The sequence below is a fragment of the Aneurinibacillus migulanus genome (assembly GCF_001274715.1).
Classification (GTDB): domain Bacteria; phylum Bacillota; class Bacilli; order Aneurinibacillales; family Aneurinibacillaceae; genus Aneurinibacillus; species Aneurinibacillus migulanus.
In genome coordinates this window covers 4,869,080-4,891,480 of record NZ_LGUG01000004.1, presented here as the reverse complement: position 1 = coordinate 4,891,480, position 22,401 = coordinate 4,869,080, and the positions used below count along the sequence as shown (strand labels likewise).

Sequence of the window (22,401 nt, the reverse complement as noted above, 5' to 3'; positions counted from 1 at the left end):
GGCAGCTCCAAAGATTGCAACTTAAACGTAAAAAAGTTGAAGTGTAAAAAGGAAAAAGAAATAGTAGGAAGAATATAATAAATATTCAAACTTATACAAGAGAGGATGGGAAATATGAGTGAGACAAAACAAATGCCGCTTGTTGATAAGCTTGCGCTGCTGAATCGCGAAATTGAAAAGCATGTGAGGCCCGATACATTTCCATTGGCAATCCGGGTATTACGTCCAGGAGAGGAGGCACCAACTAAAGCGAAACGCCCTGTACGTGATCTGCAAGTGCAAATAAGCATTTGTCAGGGAATCACGATGTCACGTCGCTATGGTTGGGCTATTGCAATGGGGGGAGAAGACTTATCCTGTCCAATCGCGAAAGCGGCTTTCCACTTTGAAGAGCCGGTTTCGTTCTATACGGAGGGGAATCTGGCGCATGGTATGTATGCGGAGACGCTAGCCTGTGCGCAGCTAACAGAAGCAGAGGTACCAAGGTTTAGTAAAGAGGAGAGCGGTACGATTGTTGTCAGTCCGCTAAGTCGTGCGACATTCGAGCCAGATGTGGTAGTCGTATACGGCAATTCAGCTCAGGTTATGCGTATGGTTGCTGCAGCATTGTTTAAAACAGGAGGCTCTATTTCTTCGGAATTTTCGGCCAGAGCGGATTGCGCAGATATTATCATTCGTACAATACAGATGGATAGCCCACAAGTTATTTTACCGTGCTATGGTGACCGAGTGTTCGGTCAGACATATGATCATGAAATGGCTTTTTCTTTCCCGTACCGTATGGCGGATGATGTAATGGCAGGTTTTACTGGTACACATAAAGGCGGAGTAAGATATCCAATTCCAAGCTTTTTACAATATCAAGCCAAATATCCTGCCACGTATGAGAAGTTAAATGATATGTGGAAAGAATAAGAAAAGATAAGCACAAAAACCGGATGAAATCATTCATTCGGTTTTTTGTATGAACTGATACAACCATATTGTGGGTTTTTCAGTATGACAGGAAATCCCTCCCACTTTCTTTCTGAACAATGGTATAATATAAAGTGAAACTTCACGCAGTGAGGGAGGTTCCTCATCTCTCGCTATGTGATAGTTGAACTTGTCGGACCTTTAAGGGTAGTTTATCCCCTACCTAAACGTCTTCGTTTTCTCTACGTCTTGAGATGGGGGTATTACTGCTCGTTAAGGCGGGATAAAGAAGCATTTTTATGTATTATTAGTGTTATGGGAGGGAGTCACCCATGGAAAGATACTTGAAATTGTTGTCTGAAAATGAACAAAAAAATGGCAACATGCAACATTTTGTCCTTGAATTAATTCGACAGATTACATTTGATGCCAGCCTTTCGTCAAAAGAACGCACCGATGAAATCAAAAAAATTTATTGGGCGCTTGATGAGTATGCCGGTGTAAAGTAGAATTGCCACTTGAGAAATTAGGAGTACGAAGGGCCGCCTCTTCAGGTAGCCCTTTTTATTTGACTTGTTGCCCCTTTTATAGAACGCAGCTAGCTTTATTTATATGGGATACTACCTCATTTGTTGTTTTTCTAAAAAGAAAGCAGGAATCCCTTGACGAATGACGAATATAAGTATACAAGCACGTAACAAAATGAAACAAACTTCGCGGATACATATTCCCATCAAATTCACCATAAATACTATTATTATAGTATTTGAAATCAGAACATTCCGTCTTTTATTTCTTCTAAGATACACCTCGGCTTACTTTCAGACTCTTTTTCATTCTTCCAAGTTTATTCACCATGCTTATCTTGTGTATGTAATTTTTTTCACAATACACTTATTTTGCACAAGGAGGCTTTTTTATGCACATTCTGGTTTGCGTTAAGCAAGTACCGGATACAAAAATCATCAAAATCGATCCAAAGACTAACACGCTCGACAGGCGTGGTGTACCGGCTATTCTAAATCCGTACGATACACATGCAGTTGAAGAAGCAGTACGCCTGCGTGCCCGGTACGGCGGTAAAGTATCAATACTATCTATGGGACCACCGCAGGCCGTAGCCGCGATCAAAAAATGTGTAGAGATTGGTGCCGATACTGGTTACTTAATCTCTGACCGTGCATTTGCCGGTGCGGATACGCTAGCGACCAGCTATGCGTTGTCACGAGCAATTAACCGCATTATGAAAGAAGAGCCGATTGATCTTGTCATTTGTGGAAAAATGGCCATTGACGGAGATACCGGACAAGTGGGTCCCGGCATTGCACGTCGCATGAAAATTCCGCCTCTTACAGGTGTGAAGAAAGTTGAGGAAGTGGATGAAGCAAACCAAAAGATTATTGTGCACCGTAAACTTGAAGACGGCTATGAAGTACTGACTTCTCCACTGCCCTGTTTACTAACGGTGGAGAAGGAGATTAATGAAGTTCCCTATTCACCGCTCCCTAACATGATCCGCGCTGCCCGCTATCAGCCCATCGTCTGGACAGTTAACGACTTGGAGGACGTGGACCGCAGCCAGCTCGGTCTAAAGGGATCACCTACTATTGTGGGCAAGATGTTCAGTCCTCCGAAGCCGGAGGGAGGAAAACGTCTTACAGGTACGATGGATGAACAGGTGAATCAGCTTGTCGACGTCTTGCTGAAGGAAAAGCGCGAATTACTTGTACAGGGAGGCAAATAACATGGCTGTTACAATTTCCGCCGCCTGTATTTCCTGCGGCACATGTGTGGATACTTGTCCCGTCAGTGCACTGTTCCTTGGGCCTGACAAGTGTGAGGTAGACACAGCGAAATGCGAAGAATGCCAAGATTGCATCCCGGTTTGTCCGACGGAGGCGATTAGCTTGCCGAATCCGACGAAAGCAAAAGCAGCTCCACCACCTGCGCCAGCCGCTTCAGAACCCAAGAAAGAAGAAAAGAAAACGCCAGCTATCGTTTCGAATGAGGCGGTTGCAGCGAAGACTGAAGCAAAGCCGAAACCGGGCGCTCGTACAGGCGCATTTGCTGAGCACGAAGGGGTGTGGGTATTCATTGACCAGACGGACGGCAAGATTGCAGGTGTATCGCTTGAGTTGTTGGGAGCGGGTCGCCGCCTTGCCGATAAACTGAATGTGTCGCTTGCTGGATTTATGCTTGGATACCAAATTGAGCCACTATCCCAAACATGTTTTGAATACGGTGCTGATCTTGTTTATATGATTGATGATCCAGTATTGGAAAACTATCGTTCCGAGACGTACATGAAGGGAACTGTCGATTTGTGTAATAAATACAAGCCAGAAATCATTCTGTATGGTGCAACTACCAATGGTAAAGATCTGGCGAGTGCAGTAGCCACAGATCTTGCAACGGGTTTGACTGCGGATTGTACGATGCTGGACGTGGATCCTGAAAAACGTTTGCTTGAAGCAAGCCGTCCTGCGTTTGGGGGCAATATTATGGCTACGATCCTTTGTAAAAATCATCGTCCGCAGATGGCGACGGTTCGTTCGAAAGTAATGAAAGCGTTGGAGCCACAGCCGGGTCGTCAGGGAACGTTGATTCATGAGCCGCTCGGTATACATGAGAACGATTTGCAGACAAAAGTGCTGGAAATCGTACGAGAGACTGGAAGTAAGATTAAGCTGGATGAAGCTCATATTATCGTCGCCGGTGGCAAAGGGCTGGGAGATGCGAAAGGATTTCAGATTTGTTACGATCTGGCTGAAGTGCTGGGCGCAAGTGTAGGTGCAAGTCGTGATGCGGTGGAGGCAGGCTGGATCGACCATCACTATCAGATTGGCCAGACAGGTGTGACAGTAACACCGAAGATTTATTTTGCCATCGGCATTTCTGGCGCAGTACAGCATATCGTCGGTATGCAGAATTCCGAATTTATTATCGCGATCAATAAAGACCCGGATGCGCCGATTCACAGTGTTGCCACCTACAGCATTGTTGGTGACGCTTTTGAAGTGGTACCTAAGCTCGTTGAAGCGTTCAAAAAAGTCACACAAGGTGGTGAAGCAGTTCATGTCTGAAAAATTTGATGCAATTGTGGTCGGTGCAGGTCCTGCGGGCACATCAGCCGCATATACTATGGCGAAAGCTGGTTTGGACGTACTGCTGATTGAAAGAGGAGAATATCCCGGGTCCAAGAACGTAATGGGTGGAGTATTGTACCGTCATCAGATGGAGGAGATGATCCCGGAGTTTTATAAGGAAGCCCCAGTTGAACGCCCTGTAGTGGAGCAGCGTTTCTGGATGCTGGGCGAAGATTCGGTATTTACAAGCGGCTATAAAGGATTGGAATGGGCAAAAGAGCCGTACAATAATTTTACGGTGCTGCGTGCCAAATTCGATCAGTGGTATGCCAGTAAAGCGGTAGAAGCCGGAGCGCTCCTAATTAACGAAACCGTTGTTACTGAATGTATTGTCGAAGATGACAGGGTGGTTGGCGTGCGTACAGATCGGCCGGATGGTGATGTCTACGCTGATGTCGTCGTACTAGCAGATGGAGTGAACTCGTTGCTTGCCAAATCGCTCGGCTTTCATAAAGAGTTCAAACCAGATGAAGTGGCTCTCGCTGTCATGGAGGTTATCAATCTTCCAGCGGAGAAAATTGAAGACCGTTTCAATTTAGAACCGAATCAGGGCACAACAATCGAAATTTTCGGTGATGCGACTAAAGGAGCTCTCGGTACCGGATTTATTTATACAAATAAAACAAGCATTAATATCGGTGTCGGGACGACATTATCGGGAATGATTAAACTTAGGCTTCGGCCGTACGACCTTCTTGATTATTTGAAGAGCCACCCGATTGTACGCCCGTTAATCCGCGGGGGTGAGTCTATGGAATATGCGGCGCATCTCATTCCGGAAGGCGGATTCCATTCCATGCCGAAAATCGTCGGTAACGGGGTCGTAGTCGTAGGTGATGCAGGTCAGATGGTCAATAGCATTCATCGTGAAGGCAGTAACATGGCGATGACGTCCGGTCGCCTGGCAGCCGAAACGATTATACTCGCAAAAGAAGCGAATGATTTCTCTGCAAACATGCTTGATACGTATCGTATCCGGCTACTTGAGAGCTTTGTCGGCCAGGATTTAAAGAAATACAAAGACGCTGCTCATACGTTTGAATCGTATCCGCAGTATTTTAAAGAGTATATTCCGATGATTAATCAAGCGGCGAGTCAGTTTTTTACGGTGGATGGTGTGCCAAAACGGGAAAAACAGAAGAAAATCTTTAAAAGCTTAACGGAAGGTAAAAGTAAGCTGGGCATGGTTCAAGACATTTATCGCGCATGGAAGGTGATGAAATAATGAGTCTCGTACCACGTACGAATACCATTGAAGAGAAGCAGTATTTGGTTCGATTCAGGGCGGATACTCAATCCCATTTGCATGTGCTTGACAATGATGTTTGTGCGACAAGCTGTCCGGATAAGCTGTGTACTGTGTTCTGTCCGGCAGAGGTATACAAGTGGGAAGGGAAGCGGATGGCGGTTGGCTACGAGGGCTGTCATGAGTGTGGAAGCTGTCGGATCGGTTGCCCGTATCAGAACATTAAGTGGGAGTATCCAAAGGGCGGACACGGGATCGTGTTCAGGTTGGCGTAGGGAAAGTGAGTCGGAACATTTCTATTTCGATTGAAAAATTTGACTAAAATTCAATCAATATAATTACTTGTATGACCGTTAAAGAGGGGGTAAAAGCCCTCTTTTTTCTTTTCCTTGATTGTTGAGTCAGATGGTAGTATAGGTTCTATTTATGAAGGTTGTACTTTATAAATTGTACCGGTACAATCCGTTTAAAATTAGATTGTACCTATTCGGTGATCTGAAATATGGTTAATATAAGAAGTTTTTGAAAGGAAGGATGGCATGATGAACTTGATTAATTATGTATTGTTGCTAATAATCGGTCTGATCTGGGGCTCGCAATTTTTCTTTGTTGAATGGGTGGTACATACAATTCCCCCTGTCACCTTGGCTGCAAGTAAAGCATTACTCGGTACAGTAACTTTAGTTATAATACAAATGTTTAGTTCTAGAAGAGAAAAGAAAGAGAGAAGAGAAGGATATAAAAAAATTTGGTTATCTTATTTTTGGATTGCATTACTTGAAGCTGTCAGTCCTTTCTTTTTAATCGGTTTGGGACAGCAAAGTATTAATAGCAGCATTTCAGCGATTTTAATAGGAACAACCCCGATCTTCACTATCATTCTCGTAAGATTCTTTGTTCCCGATGAAAAACTAAATATAAAAAATCTGTGCAGCATCATCATTGGTTTTATCGGACTTAGTATTCTTGTGGGTCCCGAGTATACGTCAGCCAGTTTGCAGAATAATTTGCTTGGAGATGTAGCAATTTTGGGGGCAGCACTCAGCTTTGCAGCTTCACTTATCTTGATTAAACGACTACCACCAATCTCGTCTGTCTTAGCTATGCGTAATGTGCTATTTATCGCTACGGTCATTCTCATCCCCCTTTCTCTCATGTTTGATGCTCCATGGACAATAAGATTGACCTTGCAACAAACCATTGCTGTCATCGTATTAGGAACGGTGCAAGCCGGAATCGTTTATATGCTGTATTATATTTTGATTAATCGTACTGGAGCCACATTCGCTTCTTTAACTAATTATCTTGTTCCTCTTTTTGGTGTAATACTTGGAACAGTATTTTTAAATGAAGATTTGAAATGGAATGATAGTACTGCACTTTTGCTTATTCTTATTTCATTAGGAGTGAACGAAATAAAGGGTAAGAAAAAGAAATTTGATACAAATTACAGTTGATACTTGACAGGGGAGTGTGGTTGGAAGGAGAAGATTCGGAAAAAAGAAGAGGTTGGATGCGCCATGCGCTCCGGCAGAAGAAAGGCCAGCGTGTCTTTCTCTTCCCTCCCACCATAAAAATTTGTCGATTTATCAAATCAGATGCATATAGAAATGAACGACTTTTTTATATTTAAAATAGTGTATATGATATATTGTGAAATGTTTCACAATATATTCAAAGTAGATGAACTTATTGTAACTGCTTTAAATATATAATTAATACAAGGTGATACAAATAATAGAAAAAATGGAAGCAATGCATTTTCATAACGATTGTTAAGGGGATGAGGTAATGAAGAAGCTAAAAGCTATAGGAATAGGAGCCTTGGTAACTGTATTATTAGCGGGTTGCAATAATGCCTCTGTCAATAATGCTGCCGGGGAAGCGACTACCAAAGTCGAGCAAGCTTCTAAAGAAGATGCAGAACTGCAGGCTTTGTTGGCAAAGTTCCAACCGCTGGATGAAATGCCAGTTCCAGCAGATAATCCGATGAGTGACAATAAAGTGGAATTAGGCAAAAAACTATACTTCGATACGAGATTGTCCGGCAATAATAAATCAAGCTGTATGTCATGCCATGTTCCAGGTGCAGGTTTTGGAGATAATTTGCCTACATTTGTAGGTTTTGAAGGATTTAAAGGAACACGGAATAGCCCAACAATTATCAATGCTGGTTATTATACGTCTAACTTCTGGGATGGACGCGCTGCCAGTCTTGAAGAACAAGCATTAGGTCCGATTCAATCACAGGCAGAAATGAATCAAAATCTTGATGTATTAGTGAAAGAGCTAAAAGCTGTTCCTGCTTATGTAGATGAATTCAAAACGGTTTTCAATGATGAGATCAATGCAAATAACATTGCAAAGGCGCTTGCGACATTTGAGAGAACAATTGTGATTAACGATACAAAATTTGATCGTTTTCTAAAGGGCGATAAGGGGGCATTGACTGAGCAACAGATTGAAGGGATGAAGCTGTTTGCCGGGAAAGCAAATTGTATGTCGTGTCATGCAGGGCCGACGCTTTCAGATCAAAATTTCCATAACATTGGAATAGAAGGAGATGATGGTCGCTACGGCGTGACAAAACAGGAAGCGGATAAAGGGAAGTTCAGAACGCCGGCTTTACGGGGCATTGCGCATACTGCCCCATATATGCACGATGGTAGCATGAAGACATTGCGTGAGGTCATCGAGTATTACAACAAAGGTGGCGGTGCTCATCCGAATAAAGATCCGTTAATGCAATCCATTAACTTGAATGATCAGGAAATGGATGCATTGGTCGCCTTTTTGGAAGCGTTAAGCGGTGAGGTGCCGGTTGTGGAATCGCCAAAGCTTCCGTAGTAAATATGCACGCTAATAAGCAAGAATATAGAATTAAAATACTGCGCGATTAACTCCATGAAAAATTGGTAATTATGTTTAAAAACAGAAGCAGCCCGCTATAAAGCAACGGGCTGCTTCTTATCTGTAGGATAATTGTAATGAGAACCTATGTTTCTGACTACATTGTTGGCTGAGACATCTCACGGACAATAAGCCAGAATGCAATAATAAATAGAAGAATCCAGAACCATGCTTTCTGAAAAAATCGTTTCCTTTTTACGGGGTTCATATTGAATCTCCTCTCCATTTCCTTTGCTGTGTCGACGGCATGCGCAGGAAAGCGAGCCGTGATAGCCTGGATGTGTTTTCTATTCCTTACCCCATTTTTAGTGAAGGCTACACATAAATTTATAAGTCTGACTTCTTTCATCTATGCATAATATAAAAAGAAAAGGGGATAAAGCCAAATGATTCAGGTCAAAGAGTTTATGTATGCGCGTAGCGGAGATGCAGAGCGGCGGATAAACGAGTTTTTGGCCGGATTGGAGGAGGCTCAGCTTATCGACATTAAATATAACATTCATAGCGAGTTGATTAGTTGTATTCTCATAGTATATAAAACCTGCTAAATGCTTTATTTTTTGGTTTCAAATTTATAATATCCGGGTATACTAGTGCTAAGGAGTGATTTATGCGTGAATAAATACCCGGATAAGATGCAGGAATTAGATAATAAGAAGCGAGAAATGAAGTTGGATAAAACCATAGATGAACTGCGAAACGAACTCAATAAGCCTATATGGAAAGAAATTATAAAGAAAAGCACCGAATGAAAGCTGATTCGGTGCTTTTTTGTTGAGAGTTATTTATTTCCTTGTATTGGCTTAGGAAGCAGGTCGGCGTTCACGGAACAACAGACTGATGGAGTATAGTCCCGCCAAGCCGATCAGAGAATATACAATACGGCTTAGGAACGAGCCTTCACCGTTAAACAGTGCCGCCACGAGGTCCCATTGAAATAAACCTACCAGCAACCAGTTGATGGCCCCGATAATAACAAGAATGAGAGCTAAGCGATCCATGCTTTCTTCATCTCCTTTCTAGACCTGTATCTTCATTATGTCCATTTTCATCATGGATAATCAGAAAGGAGAAAATCCCCATAAAGCGTTCATCATTTTTTATTGAGGCGAGGGGCGATAACCTGTTCGAAAAAACGCGGAAACAGGTGGGACAGAACGGCCCCGGCCCGCATGTAGCGGGGAATGGTGACGTCTCCTTGGCGGGTGTGGACGGTATGTAGAATAGCCTGCGCTACAGATTCTGGTGTTACCATGAATTTTTCAACACTGCGCTGGTAACTACCCGTAGGATCGGCGCGATTAAAGAAGGGGGTACGTACAGGCCCGGGATTCACGGCTGAGACGGATATACCGCTATCTTTTAATTCCTGACGCAAGCTTTGCGTGAAGCCGATGACGGCAAATTTACTGGCAGCGTAGCCGCTCGATTTTGGGGTAGCCAGCTTGCCAGCCACCGAAGCGACGTTAACGATGTGTCCATGTTTTCGTTCCAGCATGTAGGGCAGTATGGCTTTCGTGCAACGAACAGTGCCAAGGTAATTTACGTCCATCATATCCTGTATGTCTTCCAGTGTCGTGTCGGTAAATGATGAAAATACTCCATAGCCTGCGTTGTTAACCCAGATATCAATCCTTCCGTATTGGGTATGAATGTTTTCCACGACGTCAACAATTTGTTTCATATTTGTTACATCTAATGAATAAAAGCCCGTATTTGGCGTTTCATGCTTAATCTCCTCCACAATTGTGCGCAATGAATCTTCAGAACGTGCCAGCAGGATGGGTGTCGCTCCGAGTCTTGCTGCAAGCAGGGCGCACGCTCGTCCAATTCCGCTGGAAGCACCAGTAATGGCAATAATTTTGTCTTGAAGTTCCTTCATCCATTCACCTCCTGTTCATTAGGTTTGACAGAACAAGTCTAATCCCTGCTCTATGCTAAGTGAAAAAATACTTTATTGTACATTTGACAATATGTGTCACATTTCGCCTATAGGTGAATAAACTATAGAAACCCATCTTCAGGAGGGATTCAGATGGAATTCGAGAAGCAGAGTGCGCTGATTACTGGCGGAGCGAGTGGTTTGGGAAGAAAAGCAGCCCAACTGTTCTGTGAAAGAGGCGCACATGTAATTATTGCTGATGTGAATAAAGAGCAGGGCCTCCAGACGGTCACTGAATTGAGAGAAAACGGAGGAAAAGCGGACTTCGTTCAGGTAAATGTAGCTGATGAATCATCCGTACAGACACTAATAGAAGAAATCAGACAGAAAATTGGACGGCTTGACGTTCTTATTAATAATGCTGGCATTACCCGTGACAGCATGTTGCATAAGATGGGGAAGGAAAAATGGGATCAGGTTATCGCCATCAATCTGACCGGTGTATATGTATGTACGAAGGCAGCAATCCCCCTTATGCTGGAGAATGGATACGGACGTATTATCAATACCTCCTCGGTGGTCGGGCTGTACGGTAACATTGGTCAAACAAATTACGCCGCTGCTAAAGCTGGGGTTATTGGTCTTACGAAAACGTGGGCAAAGGAACTTGGTGCAAAAGGCATTACGGTGAATGCGGTAGCGCCCGGCTTCATCCACACTCCAATGCTGGACGCCGTACCGGAAAAAATTCTGGAAATGATGCGCCAAAAAGTGCCAGTCCTGCGTTTAGGTGAAGCAGAAGACATTGCACGGGCCTACGTGTTTCTTGCTTCTCCTCAATCTTCTTACATTAATGGCGCCGTTTTATCAGTAGATGGTGGACTTACGTTATAATTTCGTCTTTTCAAAATCCTCTCCATCTTCTACTATATAATAAATAAGAAGGAAGCGGAGGGGATTTTACATGGATAGCAAGCTAGTAAACCATGCGTATGACAATACGGACAAGCAAACGAGGATAAACCCAATCGTGGACGAATATGCGGCATGGATAGTGGAAACACGTCGCCATCTTCATCAATATCCAGAATTATCACATCATGAGATGAAGACTGCGGGTTATATTCGAGAGCAGTTGGAAAGCATGGGGCTTGTCACCCGTTCTTATACTGGAAAAGATGTGGTGGCCTATATAGAAGGAACAGAAGCGGGCAAGACGGTTGCATTGCGCGCTGATATCGATGCGCTGCCGATCCAGGAAGAGACGGAATTACCTTTCGCTTCACAAAATCCGGGTGTTATGCATGCTTGTGGACACGATGGCCATACGGCGATTTTGCTTGGAGCGGCACGGGCGCTTGTAAATGCAAACGTGCCTTTTTCCGGGAAAATTAAGCTGATTTTTCAACATGCCGAAGAGGTTGTGCCGGGCGGAGCCAGTGAATTGGTGGAAGCTGGGGTGCTTGAAGATGTGGATGCCATTTTCGGACTGCATCTGTGGCAGAATGTAGATAGCGGTCTTCTGGAGACATGTGCTGGCCCGATTATGGCTGGTTCCGATTCTTTTACTGTTAAGATTCAGGGGAGAGGCGGTCATGGTTCAATGCCACATCTCACAATCGATCCGATCGTTATCGCATCTCACCTTGTTACGCAACTGCAAACGGTGGTGAGCCGATCGATCAATCCGTTGTATCCAGCAGTCATCAGTGTAGGGCAAATCCAATCGGGCGATACATACAACATTATTCCTGATACAGCACAGTTGCAGGGCACGGTCCGCTATTTCCACCCGGATGTGCAGGATGAGATTCCACCGCTGATTGAGCGTCTGGTAAATGGAGTATGCGCATCATTTGGAGCCGTATCTACATTCGAATATGTAAAAGGGGACCCCTCTGTTGTCAATGATTCGCGTATGAATTCGATTGTGGAACAAGTGGGGCGTAAGGTGTTGGGCGAAGAGAATGTAAGGCCGGCTGTGCCGAGCATGGCAGGAGAGGACTTCTCCTACTACTTGCAACGTGTGCCGGGCGCATATTTCTTCCTCGGTATTCGTAATGAACAAGTAGCGTACAGCCATCATCACCCCCGCTTTACAATTGACGAGAAGATGCTTCCTGTCGGTAGCAAGCTTCTGGCTGGCATTGCGCTTGAATATTTGGAGCAACAACGGTAAAAGGCACGAAACGTTTGGAAAAAACATAGACGAATATGCGGAAGCAGCGGCGTAAATCCTAAATAGCAGAGGGGGGCTGGCTGCTTTCGTACAGCGGCCCTTCTTAAGCAAATCAAAGGGGGGCTTTTTTGTGCCGCAAGGTGTAAAATGCAGTGTATCGAACTGTGTGTATTATGCAGCAGGAAATAACTGTAGTGCACAAGCGATTATGGTTGATGTGGATCGACATGCCAACACAAATTATACAGAAGAAATCGGAGAAATTGGCATCTCTTCCGATCGCCAAGAACAAGCTTCCAATTCGGCTCAGACATGTTGTCATACGTTCAAACAGAAGAACAAAGCATAACCCGAACCATACTTTTACGGAGATGAGGGATGAATCGGTATGAAAAAGCCAAAGCAATCAGGCAAAGTCATTCCATTTCCGTTTCGAGAAGAATTCGCAAGCGAAGCACATGCACAGGCTCCACTACGTCGATATATCATTCAGAAACGACGGAGCAAGCAGGAGTATCAGGAAGCGAACGAGCGAAAGAAAGAGGGCGGAATGGGGCTCGGCATCCTGGGGCTAGTAATGGCTATGCTCGCTTTTTTTATGATGCCAATCGTGCTTGGCATCTCCAGTTTTATTGCCGGATACATTGCAGCCGCACGAGGTTCGAAGGCCGGGCGATGGGCGATGGGGCTGTCCACGGTTGCGGTGCTTCTCACCTTGCTGCTGCGTCCTTTCTATTAATTGAGCGGCCTTGCTGTATCCCTCATTTTTGCCGCGAAAGCCGGAGCAGTATCCGGCTTTTTTCTATGGTTAGGAAAGGATATATTGATTTACTGTTGTAAAGTGATATATCCTTTCCTTCCTTTTCTTATCTTGTGTTTTATGCAGGGTAGTAGATGACCATCTGTAATCGAAGAGCTCCTTCAGTTGCATTAGTGTATGTGTGGGCCATACCAGTCGTGAAACGAATGGCATCTTTCTCGCGAACAATATACTCTGTGCTACCAATCGTAAGCGTGAGCGTTCCTTCGGCGACAATAATGTATTCCTGTGCGTCTGTTCCATGCGCTTCGGAGTGATGAACGCATCCTGGCTGCATAATTACTGTATACATCTCAAACCTTGTTTCCTGATTGAACGGAAATAAAGGATACACCTGATATTTTTCGTTATCTTCCATAACGGGGGTGACGTCAGTAAGTGAAATAACGGACACGCTAGGCGAGTCGTCTTCAATAAGGGAAGAGAAGGATAGATGAAGACCAGTTGCGATCTTCCACAGCGTTGTCACGGTAGGATTAGATTCACCGCGTTCAATTTGTCCGAGCATGGCTTTACTGACGCCAGTTAGCTCGGCGACCTTGTCTAGGCTTAGTCCCCGGCTTTTTCGGATACGCTGTAGATTTCTTCCCACTTTAATATGTATTTTTTCCATAAACATACTCCTTCTCTGTTGTATGTTATAATGTAAATATATTACAATATAGTATACAATAAAGGGGGCTAGGATGGAATGAAACCGGGGCAAATATATAATAAAGATATGAAAAGTCATTTTGAGAGGAAAAGACCACCGCAACGGGACACAAACAAGGCCTTTCGTCTCCCTTCCCGAGCGATTGCCCGGCCAGACGAAAAAGGACAGCAACTGTCTTGCTGTGGCAAACCATACAATAAGAATAGTGAAACTTCCTCTCGCTTCTATCGTAAAACATAAGTAAAGACATAATAAAGTAAAACTTCCATCAGCGTGAGGGGGGCTTCATCTTTCACTGATGGTTAGTTACACGTATCGGGGTCTTACTGCCTGTAGGACCAGGATAAATAAGGAGGCAACAACCGTTGGCTGAAATAAAGAAGAAAAAAAGCGGCTGGGGCGCGGTCGGAGGATTGCTAGGTTTTCTCGCTCTCTTCGGCGGTAAGCTGAAATTCCTGCTTCCCTTATTGAAGATGGGAAAATTCGGTGCGACCATTTGGACAATGGCTCTATCGGTGGGAGCATATATGTTGATATATCCGTGGACATTCGCGCTTGGCCTTGTCATGATGCTGTTCATTCACGAAATGGGGCACGTGTGGGCCGCGAAGCGTAAAAACCTTCCCGTTTCTGCTCCAGCCTTCCTTCCGTTTCTTGGCGCGCTGATTATGATGAAAAAGCAGCCGAAAGACGCGGAGACAGAAGCATATGTGGCATTAGGAGGCCCGCTGTTGGGTACATTAGGTGCGGTTGCAGTGCTGTTGCTTGGAATTATGACCGGCTATCCGGTACTGTATGCTATTGCCATGATTGGTTTTTTTCTTAATTTGATTAATCTATTACCGATTCATCCGCTGGACGGAGGTCGTATCGTTACTGCCATCTCACGTTGGCTCTGGTTGGTTGGCCTGATTGGCGGCTTAGTAGTTATTCTATATCTCAAAGCGATTATTTTCCTGATTTTCTGGGGCATGTTCGCTTGGGAACTATATAGTAAGTATGTTCGGAAAAAGAAGAACAAGGATGGATCCCGCTTGCAGATGGAGCATGCTTTGCTATGGGTACCGGTACAAACGTTTGAAGAGAAAGCATTATTTATTCCGGCTACGGAGCATCGTCGTGCTTTGCCGTTTATGCATGTAGGTGATGTGGAGAAGAAGCAGGATGTGCTAACGATTGGCTATCCTGGAATAGAAGAGACAAAAACATTTAACTATACTAGCGGACTGGTGCATGATGTACAACTTGTTATGACGGAAGTTGTGGGAGATCAAGTGAAAATGTCCGTAGAAATGAAAGTAGAGCCATATGAAGAAGAGCGGGGAATGATTCGCGACGACAAATACTATGAAGTGTCGCCGCGTACTCGCTGGGTATATGGCCTGGCATATTTTGGACTTGCGATTGCACTAGGACTTCTCATGGTCTATACGTCCGTTCAAATGCCACATATTCCGCTTGCAGGATAGAAAGAAAACAAAAGGCCGGCACTCTTGCTTTCGCAGAAGTGTCGGCCTTTTATTGTTACTAACGCGGAAGATCCCCACCTCTGCAGATGTGAGATGAATGTGCTTCAGAGGTGGGAGGACTAGTTCCCTCTTACAAGCCGCCTATCCCTTTTAAAGGATAAGTCAGCTCGGGGGCTAATCAACCGGGCTTGTCTCACAGGTCCCCACTTTAAGAGCGAGTAATCTCTAAGTGGGGGGACTGACTTGTATACTTATCCGTTATATACTTCAGTCAAGAAGATATCCGTGTCAAGATGTTCGAAGCCCTGTGTCGGTTTTGCTTGCAGGGCGCGCAGTTCACGCTGCAGTCGCTCGATTTCAGCCTCCATTTTTTGAAGTTTTTCTACCTTTACCATCACAGTCATGATAATCTCTCCCTTTGTTATAATATTCTGAAAAATTATCGTTCGACTTTATTTGCGCCCTGTTCTTTACAGTTCGCTTATTTGTCGACTTATTTTTAATTTATTGAAAACTATAATAACAGGCCCTATTTTATTTGTAAATAGGGTTTTCAAATGTAATCGTTTTCAAATAAAAAGAAATTTTAGAATGTTGCATTTTGTTCAAGAAAGATTAATATTTTCGAAACGAAAACAAATATGCTATGATAAAACTTGAACTTTTTTCTAGTTGTACGGGTAATACTATGATAAAGAATTTGTAGAGTAAAGAAGGGAAAAACATGATTTACTTTGACAATAGCGCAACGACGCGTCCGCACCCTGATGTGCTGAAAACGTTCGGTGACGTAGCGGAACAGTATTTCGGCAATCCTTCTTCGCTTCACCATCTGGGAGGAAGAGCAGCTCAGTTGCTTGAACAGGCGCATAAAGTCGCAGCCGATTGCCTGAGTGTGCGACCGAGTGAAATCATATTTACGTCTGGTGGCACTGAGAGTAATAATGCCGCTCTAAAAGGTGTGGCACAACAACATCTCTCGCGTGGAAAGCATATTATCACGAGCAGCGTAGAACATGCGTCCGTCTATGAAACATGCAAGCAATTGGAGGAACAAGGATATTCGGTTACATATCTGCCGACTGACGGAAAAGGTAGGGTATGTGTTGAGGATGTTCAACGCGCTCTGCGCGATGATACAATTCTTGTTTCAATCATGTATGTTAACAGTGAACTGGGAACGATACAGCCGATTGAAGAAATTGGTCGCTTGCTTGCTGATTATCCGAAAGTATATTTCCATGTGGATGCTGTACAGGGATTCGGTAAACTACCGCTCTTGCCAGGCAAGTGGGGAGTAGATTTACTCTCTCTGTCTGCACATAAGTTTCATGGACTGCGTGGCTGTGGACTTTTATACGTCCGTCGTGGTGTAACGTTGTCTCCACTTATTATAGGTGGAGGACAGGAGGCGGGATACCGTTCTGGAACGGAGAACGTACCCGGTTTTGTTGGTATGGCTAAGGCGATGCGCATGCAGCGGGACGGCTTGGAGGCGAGCCGTACACATATGAAAAGGTTGCGTAATCGCTTAATCGACGCTTTATCACCGCTTGCGTATTGCAAGCTGAACGGTCCTGGAAAAGATGACGAGTGCGCGGCGCCACATATCGTTAATTTCTCGTTTCCTGGCGTGAAAGCGGAAGTAGTAGTGCATGCGCTTGAGAAGAAAGACATATATGTCTCGACCCGTTCTGCCTGTTCGTCTAAGGCAGATAAGCCATCCCGTGTGCTGCTGGCTGCGGGTGTGGAGGAAGAACGAGCCAAAAGTGCATTGCGTGTCAGTTTTTCCGTTGATAATACGGAAGAAGAGGTCGATGTTTTCGTACGTGCGATCGAAGAAATTGTGCCAAATCTAGTGAAAATAATGAGGGTGTAAACATTATGCAGTATGAACATATTTTAATTCGTTATGGTGAGCTGGCGCTTAAAAAGCGCAATCGAGGAGAATTCGAGACGCAGCTTGTTCGTAATATCAAAAAAAGTTTAAAAGCACATCCGAAGGTGCAGGTAGAGCGTGTATATGGAAGAATGTATCTTGTACTAAACGGCGAGCCGTATGAGCAAGTAGAAGCAAAGCTGAAAAAAGTATTCGGTATTCACTCGTTTAGCCCAACGCGTTTCCTACAGACATTTGATTTGGAGGCAATCCAGCATGCAGCACTTGAAGCTGTATTGGACGTAGACCCGGCGCCGCGTACATTTAAGGCAGTTGTAAAGCGACCGAATAAGCAATTTCCGCATCGCTCACAGGAGATGAACCATCTCATAGGAGGCTATATACTGCGCAATACAGACGAGCTAAAAGTCGATGTGCATAAACCGGATGTGGAAGTAAGGGTAGAAATTCGTGTTGAAGGTGTTTTTATTTCGTGTCGCACCATTCGTGGTATGGGTGGACTGCCGACCGGAAGCAGCGGTAAAGCGATGCTCATGCTCTCAGGTGGTATTGATAGTCCCGTGGCTGGATGGATGACAATGAAGCGCGGTGTGCGTATTGAAGGCGTGCATTTTCATAGTTATCCGTTTACATCGGAGCGCGCCAAGCAGAAAGTTATCGACTTGGCACGTATTCTGACACAGTATAGTGGTGGGATGAAATTGCATGTTGTACCTTTTACGGAAATTCAGACCCAGATACGGCAGCATTGTCCGGAACATTATACGATTACGATTATGCGTCGTTTTATGATGCGGATTACGGAACGTTTGGCGCAGAAGCATGGTGCATTGGCAATCGCTACCGGAGAAAGCCTAGGACAGGTCGCTTCACAGACAATGGAAAGTATGTACACAATTAATCATGTAATTAACACGCCTGTTCTACGGCCAGTGGTAGCCATGGATAAAGAAGAAATTATGACGATTTCCAGACAAATCGAGACGTATGAAACATCAATTTTGCCGTACGAGGATTGCTGTACAGTATTTGTGCCAAAATCACCGGTCACGCGTCCGAAGCCTGAAATAGCGGAAGAATTCGAACGGGTACTAGATGTGGAGCGTCTCGTGGAAGAGGCCGTTGCTGCAGTGGAGAGCATCTGGATTGATCCTGTGGCTGAAGAACCGGAGCATCAAGATTTCTTCTAATTGAAAGAAGAAGATGTGTAGGAAAAATCGAGGTTAGATAAACAAAGATAGAGCGATACACTGCTCTATCTTTGTTATACCTATAGGATTATTTTGAACGCTGCTCTAGCCAGTCGCCTACGGTCGGATATGTTTTATTAATCGCCTGACGGCCAAAGCATACCGATACATGTCCGGTTGGCATCTCCATATAAGTTTTATCTTTGCTGGAGATGACCGGCATAATGGCTTCCACCTGGTGTGGAATTGCAATATGGTCACGCTCGGCGGCGATGTTCAATACATTGGCTTTAATATTACTCAAGTCAACCTGGCGTCCACGAATATACAACTCACCCTTGAGCAGCTTATTATGTTGATAGAATTCACGGATCCATTGGCGGAATGCTTCACCTGGGAATGGAATACCGTCATTGACCCACTTCTGCATTAGCTTCCAGCCATTTACGAAGCTCTCGTTCTCTGCCCGATCTACGAGGTTGACATATGGACCGTAAAAGTTGACAATCGGTTTCAGCATTTTATTTCCGAAATCGATCATTTCCGGTGGGACGACCCCCATTGTATCTACCATTTTATCCAAATTGAAATATTTCTCATCGAGCCAGTTTGTAAACAGACCGGCATCGGCGAAATCGAACGGGCTCGTCATAAAGATAATGTTACGAATCGGCAACTGCGGGTGCAGAGCGGCAAAAATAGAGGTCATCGTACCACCCATGCAGTAGCCAAGCAGAGAAATTTCTTCAGCTCCCGAGGTTTTGAGCACTTTGCGTACGGCACGTGGAATGTAATCCATAATATAATCGTCGAGTTTCATACTACGGTCTTCGAGTGCAGGCGTGCCCCAATCGAGCAGATACACATCGAATCCGCGATTAACCAGGTATTCGATGAGGCTATTGCCGGGAGAAAGATCCAAAATATAAGGTTTATTAATGAGTGCATATACCATCAGTAACGGAATGCGATGTTTCTTCGGCAGTGCTGGTTGATAACGGTACAGTTTGCTCTTGTTTTTCGTCCAAATTACTTCTTTTGGTGTCATACCGACTTCCGGTTCTGCTTCCGTAGTTAATACTTCTGAAGCTTTTTTGAAGCGACGGTATGTGCGCTGCATTTCTTGAGGCATGGAGTCAAGAAAGTCTTCCCAACTTTTTGTCACTGGAGCTGACATAATCGATTTTCCCTCCAACCTAAATAAATGTTCTCTCTATAATAACTATAGCAGAATGATCCAGATAAAATGAAATATTTCGCAAATACGTTATTCATATGTATTCACATATAAAGTCCACCGTTTATATTTAACTGCTGTCCTGTAATATATTCGCCGTCCTGGCACAGGTAGAGAACACCGCACGCGATTTCTTCCGGAAGTCCGAAGCGACGGGCCGGAACTTTTGCTACGATTTGAGCGCGAATCTCATCTGGAATCGCCTGTACCATTTCCGTATCGATAAATCCAGGGCAGATTGCATTCACGGTTGTGCCTGTCTTTGCAAGTTCAAGTGCGAGAGATTTGGTAAAGCCGATCATACCAGCTTTGGCTGCGGCGTAATTCGTTTGTCCGAAGCCGCCCGCTTGACCGATGATGGAGGAGATGTTAATAATACGTCCCGCGTCGGACTCTTGAATATGGGAAAGCGCTGCTGTTGACATGTTATACACACTGTTTAAGTTGACATCAATAACACTTTTCCAATCTTCCTCGGTGATTTTGCGGAAAGTGCGATCACGGGTAATGCCGGCGTTGTTCACCAATATGTCCAGCTTGCCGTATTTATTAATGGTTTCTTCCACCAGTACGCGTGCTTGCGCCGAATCGGATACGTTCGCCTGTGCTGCAAATGCTTCGCCACCTGCTTGTTCAATTTCTTGAACGACCGCTTCTGCAGCTTCGCTATTGCTGTTGTAGTTGATAGCCACTTTTATACCATTTGCTGCCAACTCTTTGGCAATTGCCGCGCCGATTCCACGGGACCCGCCTGTTACAATCGCTACTCTACCGTTTACATTCACCATAAACAATAACACCCCTTAGCTGACATCAATTTTTAACAAATAAACGATGAATCGAAATCATGCTTGGAAATCTCTTGTAAATAGAATGGATAACTAGGCTTATGCGTCTTTTTTCTCTGTTTCTTTTCTTTGCTCGTTCTCTTTCGCTGCAGCTACCTCTTTGACGGATGCTTCTTTTGCTTCCGCTTGCTTTTTTAGTGCTTCCAAGATTTGATCGAGCTTTTTATCAAGGCTTTTCATGTCGGTTTTCAGTCGATTGACTTCGCGGCTGACATTCAGACTGTTAATCTGGTGGGAAAGATCTTCTTCAATCATTTCTTCCAAGTTATCGACCTTAGCTTCAAGGTTAACGAGTAAGGAAGCCAGGTTGGAAAGATCAGTACGAGAAGGCATGTTTGCCTGGGCCAGGTACTTCTCCGTCGATTGCTGTATCATGTTCTGATACTGCAAATATACGTTTAGAAACTGTCCCATCCACTCTGAAAAATCCTCTTTACTCATCGATTCGTTAAACATTTTGCTCCAGTGGGATTCGGTTTTGTCGTATACATCTTTCCACATTGAAAAAGGGTCGAACGGGTTTTGCTTGCTCACTGGTTCATCTCCTTTTTGTTTTTTCCACCTCACCAATATATGGGCTTGGGAGAAAATTATGTATGAAACAGGTATTTCATGTAAAAGTATAGTCAACAAAACAATGGAACTCAAATAAAAAGATTCGATAAATTACGTCATTTTTTTTAAGTTTTTATGAAGATTAGGTGAAGGTGATTATTTTATTACTTACCAACCATTGACAAAACGATAGCGAGGAATAAGGTTGAGAAGATTTTTTCAAAAAAATTTTTTGGGAAAATTTTGAGAGGAAAGGTTTGACAAAAAAACTCCATAGGTGTAAATTACACATAAGAGATATTTACAGATTTGTAGGTGATGCACATGTCTGCGAGTGAAGAAAATTCTCGCTCAGGCGCTCAATCAAAAGATGAAAAAACGATAGGCGGAGCGCCAAAAAATTTAATGGTTCCTTTTTTGCTTTTGAGTTTGCGAGGTTGGAATGTCCATGGATATGAGCTAATTCAGCAACTCATTAAATTTGGATTTCCCTCTATTGATCAGGGAAATGTGTATCGAACGCTTCGACAGCTAGAAAAAGATAATATGGTGAAATCAGAGTGGGACACTTCGACCGGCGGACCTGCTAAACGGATTTATTCGCTTACGGATGCCGGGGAACAGTACTTAAAGTCATGGGCTTCTTCGCTTGAGCAATACCAATCAATGTTAGATCGGTTCTTTACGATGTACACGGGATTTTTTATGCCTTCGCCGATGGATATGTCTCGGACAGACAAGAAAAAGAAAGAAGAAAAGTAGCCTTTCATAGCGGTACTGCAGCATGCTGCACTTACCATAAATATTTTTCTTTTACTCATGTTTTTAAGGAGGAATTGAGCAGATGGCGATTAACAAGAAAAACGAAAAAGAGCCGGTGATTGTACAGGCGCAAAGCCAGGAGAATACGGCTTCAAGTGTAATCGATGCTGTATGGGACGGTTGGATGAACGGTGTTAAGATGATGTGCGCTTATCAGCGCGAAATGGAGAATTTAACGTTACAAACCCTTGAACGCCAGAAAGAAATCTGGACGAAAACAACAGAAAATATGGATAAAATGGAAGAGGAGATGAAAAAGTTCCTCGAAGACATTAAGGTCAATTATCAAAACAACGTGAAAAATATCGGCGGTGAGCAAATAAGCAAGACTTTTGAAGAATGGACACAACGCCTTGATGAGATTGCAGGCCGTATTCAACAACTAACATGGACGCCGGGCAAAGCTAACTTGAATGTTGTGAATAAGTCGCAAGAGCAGCTCGAAGCATCTCTTAAAAACGTGATTGCCCAGCAGCAAAGAACCCGTGAAGAAGTACAGTCGCTGATGGATGATTTTTTACAGCAGGTAAAAGCAACACAAAAAGGCGTAGTTGATTCTTTTGAAGCGAATAAGAATAACACCATAAGCTTATTCAAGTAAACACCTCCCCCTGATAGTCAGGGGGC

27 protein-coding genes and 1 pseudogene are annotated in these 22,401 nt (G+C 44.1%); 21 read left to right on the top strand and 7 right to left on the bottom strand.

The genetic code is table 11. The features are described 5' to 3' along the window. Positions 1 to 114 precede the first annotated feature (114 nt). The 11 genes and pseudogenes from AF333_RS25440 to AF333_RS33970 all read left to right on the top strand — a co-directional run bounded on the left by AF333_RS25440 (position 115) and on the right by AF333_RS33970 (position 8,969). Complete coding sequence (locus AF333_RS25440; protein ID WP_235355973.1) at positions 115 to 915, top strand: DUF169 domain-containing protein; 801 nt, start codon at positions 115 to 117, stop codon at positions 913 to 915. A gap of 332 nt (positions 916 to 1,247) precedes the next feature. After that, complete coding sequence (locus AF333_RS33975; RefSeq protein WP_158502519.1) at positions 1,248 to 1,424, top strand: hypothetical protein; 177 nt, start codon at positions 1,248 to 1,250, stop codon at positions 1,422 to 1,424. Positions 1,425 to 1,834: 410 nt separating this feature from the next. Then, positions 1,835 to 2,659 (top strand): electron transfer flavoprotein subunit beta/FixA family protein, encoded by an 825-nt coding sequence (locus AF333_RS25435; RefSeq protein ID WP_043068196.1) that lies wholly within the window; start codon positions 1,835 to 1,837, stop codon positions 2,657 to 2,659. Position 2,660: 1 nt separating this feature from the next. Continuing rightward, positions 2,661 to 2,804: pseudogene (locus tag AF333_RS36325) on the top strand (4Fe-4S dicluster domain-containing protein); the annotation flags it as partial. A gap of 192 nt (positions 2,805 to 2,996) precedes the next feature. Further along, positions 2,997 to 3,998, top strand: coding sequence for an electron transfer flavoprotein subunit alpha/FixB family protein (locus AF333_RS25430; protein ID WP_052812358.1), 1,002 nt, complete (start codon positions 2,997 to 2,999; stop codon positions 3,996 to 3,998). After that, on the top strand, positions 3,991 to 5,286 hold the full coding sequence (locus tag AF333_RS25425) for an FAD-dependent oxidoreductase (protein WP_043068194.1): 1,296 nt from the start codon (positions 3,991 to 3,993) through the stop codon (positions 5,284 to 5,286). The genes AF333_RS25430 and AF333_RS25425 overlap by 8 nt, the downstream gene beginning before the upstream one ends. Further along, complete coding sequence (locus AF333_RS25420) at positions 5,268 to 5,582, top strand: ferredoxin family protein (RefSeq protein ID WP_074714771.1); 315 nt, start codon at positions 5,268 to 5,270, stop codon at positions 5,580 to 5,582. The genes AF333_RS25425 and AF333_RS25420 overlap by 19 nt, the downstream gene beginning before the upstream one ends. A 264-nt stretch (positions 5,583 to 5,846) precedes the next feature. Beyond that, positions 5,847 to 6,764 (top strand): DMT family transporter, encoded by a 918-nt coding sequence (locus AF333_RS25415; RefSeq protein WP_052812351.1) that lies wholly within the window; start codon positions 5,847 to 5,849, stop codon positions 6,762 to 6,764. A gap of 334 nt (positions 6,765 to 7,098) precedes the next feature. Then, positions 7,099 to 8,154 carry a cytochrome c peroxidase gene (locus tag AF333_RS25410; RefSeq protein WP_043068192.1) on the top strand — a complete coding sequence of 352 codons (1,056 nt, stop codon included), beginning with the start codon at positions 7,099 to 7,101 and terminating at the stop codon, positions 8,152 to 8,154. A 449-nt stretch (positions 8,155 to 8,603) separates the two neighbouring features. Further along, on the top strand, positions 8,604 to 8,765 hold the full coding sequence (locus AF333_RS32405) for a sporulation protein Cse60 (RefSeq protein ID WP_074714767.1): 162 nt from the start codon (positions 8,604 to 8,606) through the stop codon (positions 8,763 to 8,765). A 66-nt stretch (positions 8,766 to 8,831) separates the two neighbouring features. Further along, the gene (locus AF333_RS33970; RefSeq protein WP_158502518.1) at positions 8,832 to 8,969 is read left to right on the top strand and encodes a hypothetical protein; all 138 of its coding nucleotides are present in this window, start codon (positions 8,832 to 8,834) and stop codon (positions 8,967 to 8,969) included. A 51-nt stretch (positions 8,970 to 9,020) separates the two neighbouring features. Here AF333_RS33970 and AF333_RS25405 read toward each other — a convergent pair whose 3' ends face one another. Continuing rightward, positions 9,021 to 9,218, bottom strand: a complete 198-nt coding sequence (locus AF333_RS25405) for a DUF378 domain-containing protein (protein ID WP_043068191.1) — start codon at positions 9,216 to 9,218, stop codon at positions 9,021 to 9,023. Between the two features lie 92 nt (positions 9,219 to 9,310). Then, on the bottom strand, positions 9,311 to 10,099 hold the full coding sequence (locus AF333_RS25400) for an SDR family oxidoreductase (RefSeq protein ID WP_043068190.1): 789 nt from the start codon (positions 10,097 to 10,099) through the stop codon (positions 9,311 to 9,313). A gap of 153 nt (positions 10,100 to 10,252) precedes the next feature. Here AF333_RS25400 and fabG point away from each other — a divergent pair, with 153 nt between their 5' ends. The 4 genes from fabG (at position 10,253) to AF333_RS25380 (ending at position 13,017) form a co-directional block, all read left to right on the top strand. Continuing rightward, positions 10,253 to 10,993 carry a 3-oxoacyl-ACP reductase FabG gene (gene fabG / locus AF333_RS25395; protein WP_043068189.1) on the top strand — a complete coding sequence of 247 codons (741 nt, stop codon included), beginning with the start codon at positions 10,253 to 10,255 and terminating at the stop codon, positions 10,991 to 10,993. Between the two features lie 70 nt (positions 10,994 to 11,063). Then, positions 11,064 to 12,278, top strand: coding sequence for a M20 metallopeptidase family protein (locus AF333_RS25390; RefSeq protein ID WP_043068188.1), 1,215 nt, complete (start codon positions 11,064 to 11,066; stop codon positions 12,276 to 12,278). A gap of 130 nt (positions 12,279 to 12,408) precedes the next feature. Further along, a complete protein-coding gene (locus AF333_RS25385; protein WP_043068187.1) occupies positions 12,409 to 12,627 on the top strand; it encodes a DUF1540 domain-containing protein in 219 nt (72 codons plus the stop codon). A 39-nt stretch (positions 12,628 to 12,666) separates the two neighbouring features. Then, on the top strand, positions 12,667 to 13,017 hold the full coding sequence (locus AF333_RS25380; RefSeq protein WP_052520527.1) for a hypothetical protein: 351 nt from the start codon (positions 12,667 to 12,669) through the stop codon (positions 13,015 to 13,017). Between the two features lie 139 nt (positions 13,018 to 13,156). Here AF333_RS25380 and AF333_RS25375 read toward each other — a convergent pair whose 3' ends face one another. Then, a complete protein-coding gene (locus AF333_RS25375; protein ID WP_043068186.1) occupies positions 13,157 to 13,711 on the bottom strand; it encodes a helix-turn-helix domain-containing protein in 555 nt (184 codons plus the stop codon). A gap of 78 nt (positions 13,712 to 13,789) precedes the next feature. Here AF333_RS25375 and AF333_RS25370 point away from each other — a divergent pair, with 78 nt between their 5' ends. After that, positions 13,790 to 13,993 carry a hypothetical protein gene (locus tag AF333_RS25370; RefSeq protein WP_043068185.1) on the top strand — a complete coding sequence of 68 codons (204 nt, stop codon included), beginning with the start codon at positions 13,790 to 13,792 and terminating at the stop codon, positions 13,991 to 13,993. Positions 13,994 to 14,118: 125 nt separating this feature from the next. Continuing rightward, the gene (locus AF333_RS25365) at positions 14,119 to 15,222 is read left to right on the top strand and encodes a site-2 protease family protein (protein WP_052812350.1); all 1,104 of its coding nucleotides are present in this window, start codon (positions 14,119 to 14,121) and stop codon (positions 15,220 to 15,222) included. 251 nt (positions 15,223 to 15,473) lie between these two features. Here AF333_RS25365 and AF333_RS33965 read toward each other — a convergent pair whose 3' ends face one another. Beyond that, positions 15,474 to 15,626, bottom strand: coding sequence for a hypothetical protein (locus tag AF333_RS33965; RefSeq protein ID WP_158502517.1), 153 nt, complete (start codon positions 15,624 to 15,626; stop codon positions 15,474 to 15,476). 320 nt (positions 15,627 to 15,946) lie between these two features. Here AF333_RS33965 and AF333_RS25360 point away from each other — a divergent pair, with 320 nt between their 5' ends. Both AF333_RS25360 and thiI read left to right on the top strand, forming a co-directional pair. After that, positions 15,947 to 17,101, top strand: coding sequence for a cysteine desulfurase family protein (locus AF333_RS25360; RefSeq protein WP_043068184.1), 1,155 nt, complete (start codon positions 15,947 to 15,949; stop codon positions 17,099 to 17,101). Between the two features lie 5 nt (positions 17,102 to 17,106). Beyond that, positions 17,107 to 18,312, top strand: coding sequence for a tRNA uracil 4-sulfurtransferase ThiI (thiI, locus tag AF333_RS25355; protein ID WP_043068183.1), 1,206 nt, complete (start codon positions 17,107 to 17,109; stop codon positions 18,310 to 18,312). 88 nt (positions 18,313 to 18,400) lie between these two features. Here the strand turns inward: thiI and phaC are convergent, their stop codons facing one another. From phaC to phaR, 3 genes are all read right to left on the bottom strand, one after another. Then, on the bottom strand, positions 18,401 to 19,489 hold the full coding sequence (gene phaC / locus AF333_RS25350) for a class III poly(R)-hydroxyalkanoic acid synthase subunit PhaC (RefSeq protein WP_043068182.1): 1,089 nt from the start codon (positions 19,487 to 19,489) through the stop codon (positions 18,401 to 18,403). A 104-nt stretch (positions 19,490 to 19,593) separates the two neighbouring features. Then, a complete protein-coding gene (locus tag AF333_RS25345; protein WP_043068181.1) occupies positions 19,594 to 20,337 on the bottom strand; it encodes a 3-oxoacyl-ACP reductase in 744 nt (247 codons plus the stop codon). 99 nt (positions 20,338 to 20,436) lie between these two features. After that, positions 20,437 to 20,931, bottom strand: a complete 495-nt coding sequence (phaR, locus tag AF333_RS25340; protein WP_052520529.1) for a polyhydroxyalkanoic acid synthase subunit PhaR — start codon at positions 20,929 to 20,931, stop codon at positions 20,437 to 20,439. 345 nt (positions 20,932 to 21,276) lie between these two features. On the opposite strand from phaR, the gene phaQ reads away from it, so the two are divergent. Together phaQ and phaP are read left to right on the top strand one after the other, a co-directional pair. Then, positions 21,277 to 21,714, top strand: coding sequence for a poly-beta-hydroxybutyrate-responsive repressor (gene phaQ / locus AF333_RS25335; RefSeq protein ID WP_043068180.1), 438 nt, complete (start codon positions 21,277 to 21,279; stop codon positions 21,712 to 21,714). Positions 21,715 to 21,796: 82 nt separating this feature from the next. Next, positions 21,797 to 22,375 (top strand): polyhydroxyalkanoic acid inclusion protein PhaP, encoded by a 579-nt coding sequence (phaP, locus tag AF333_RS25330; protein WP_043068179.1) that lies wholly within the window; start codon positions 21,797 to 21,799, stop codon positions 22,373 to 22,375. The last annotated feature ends 26 nt before the right edge of the window (positions 22,376 to 22,401 follow it).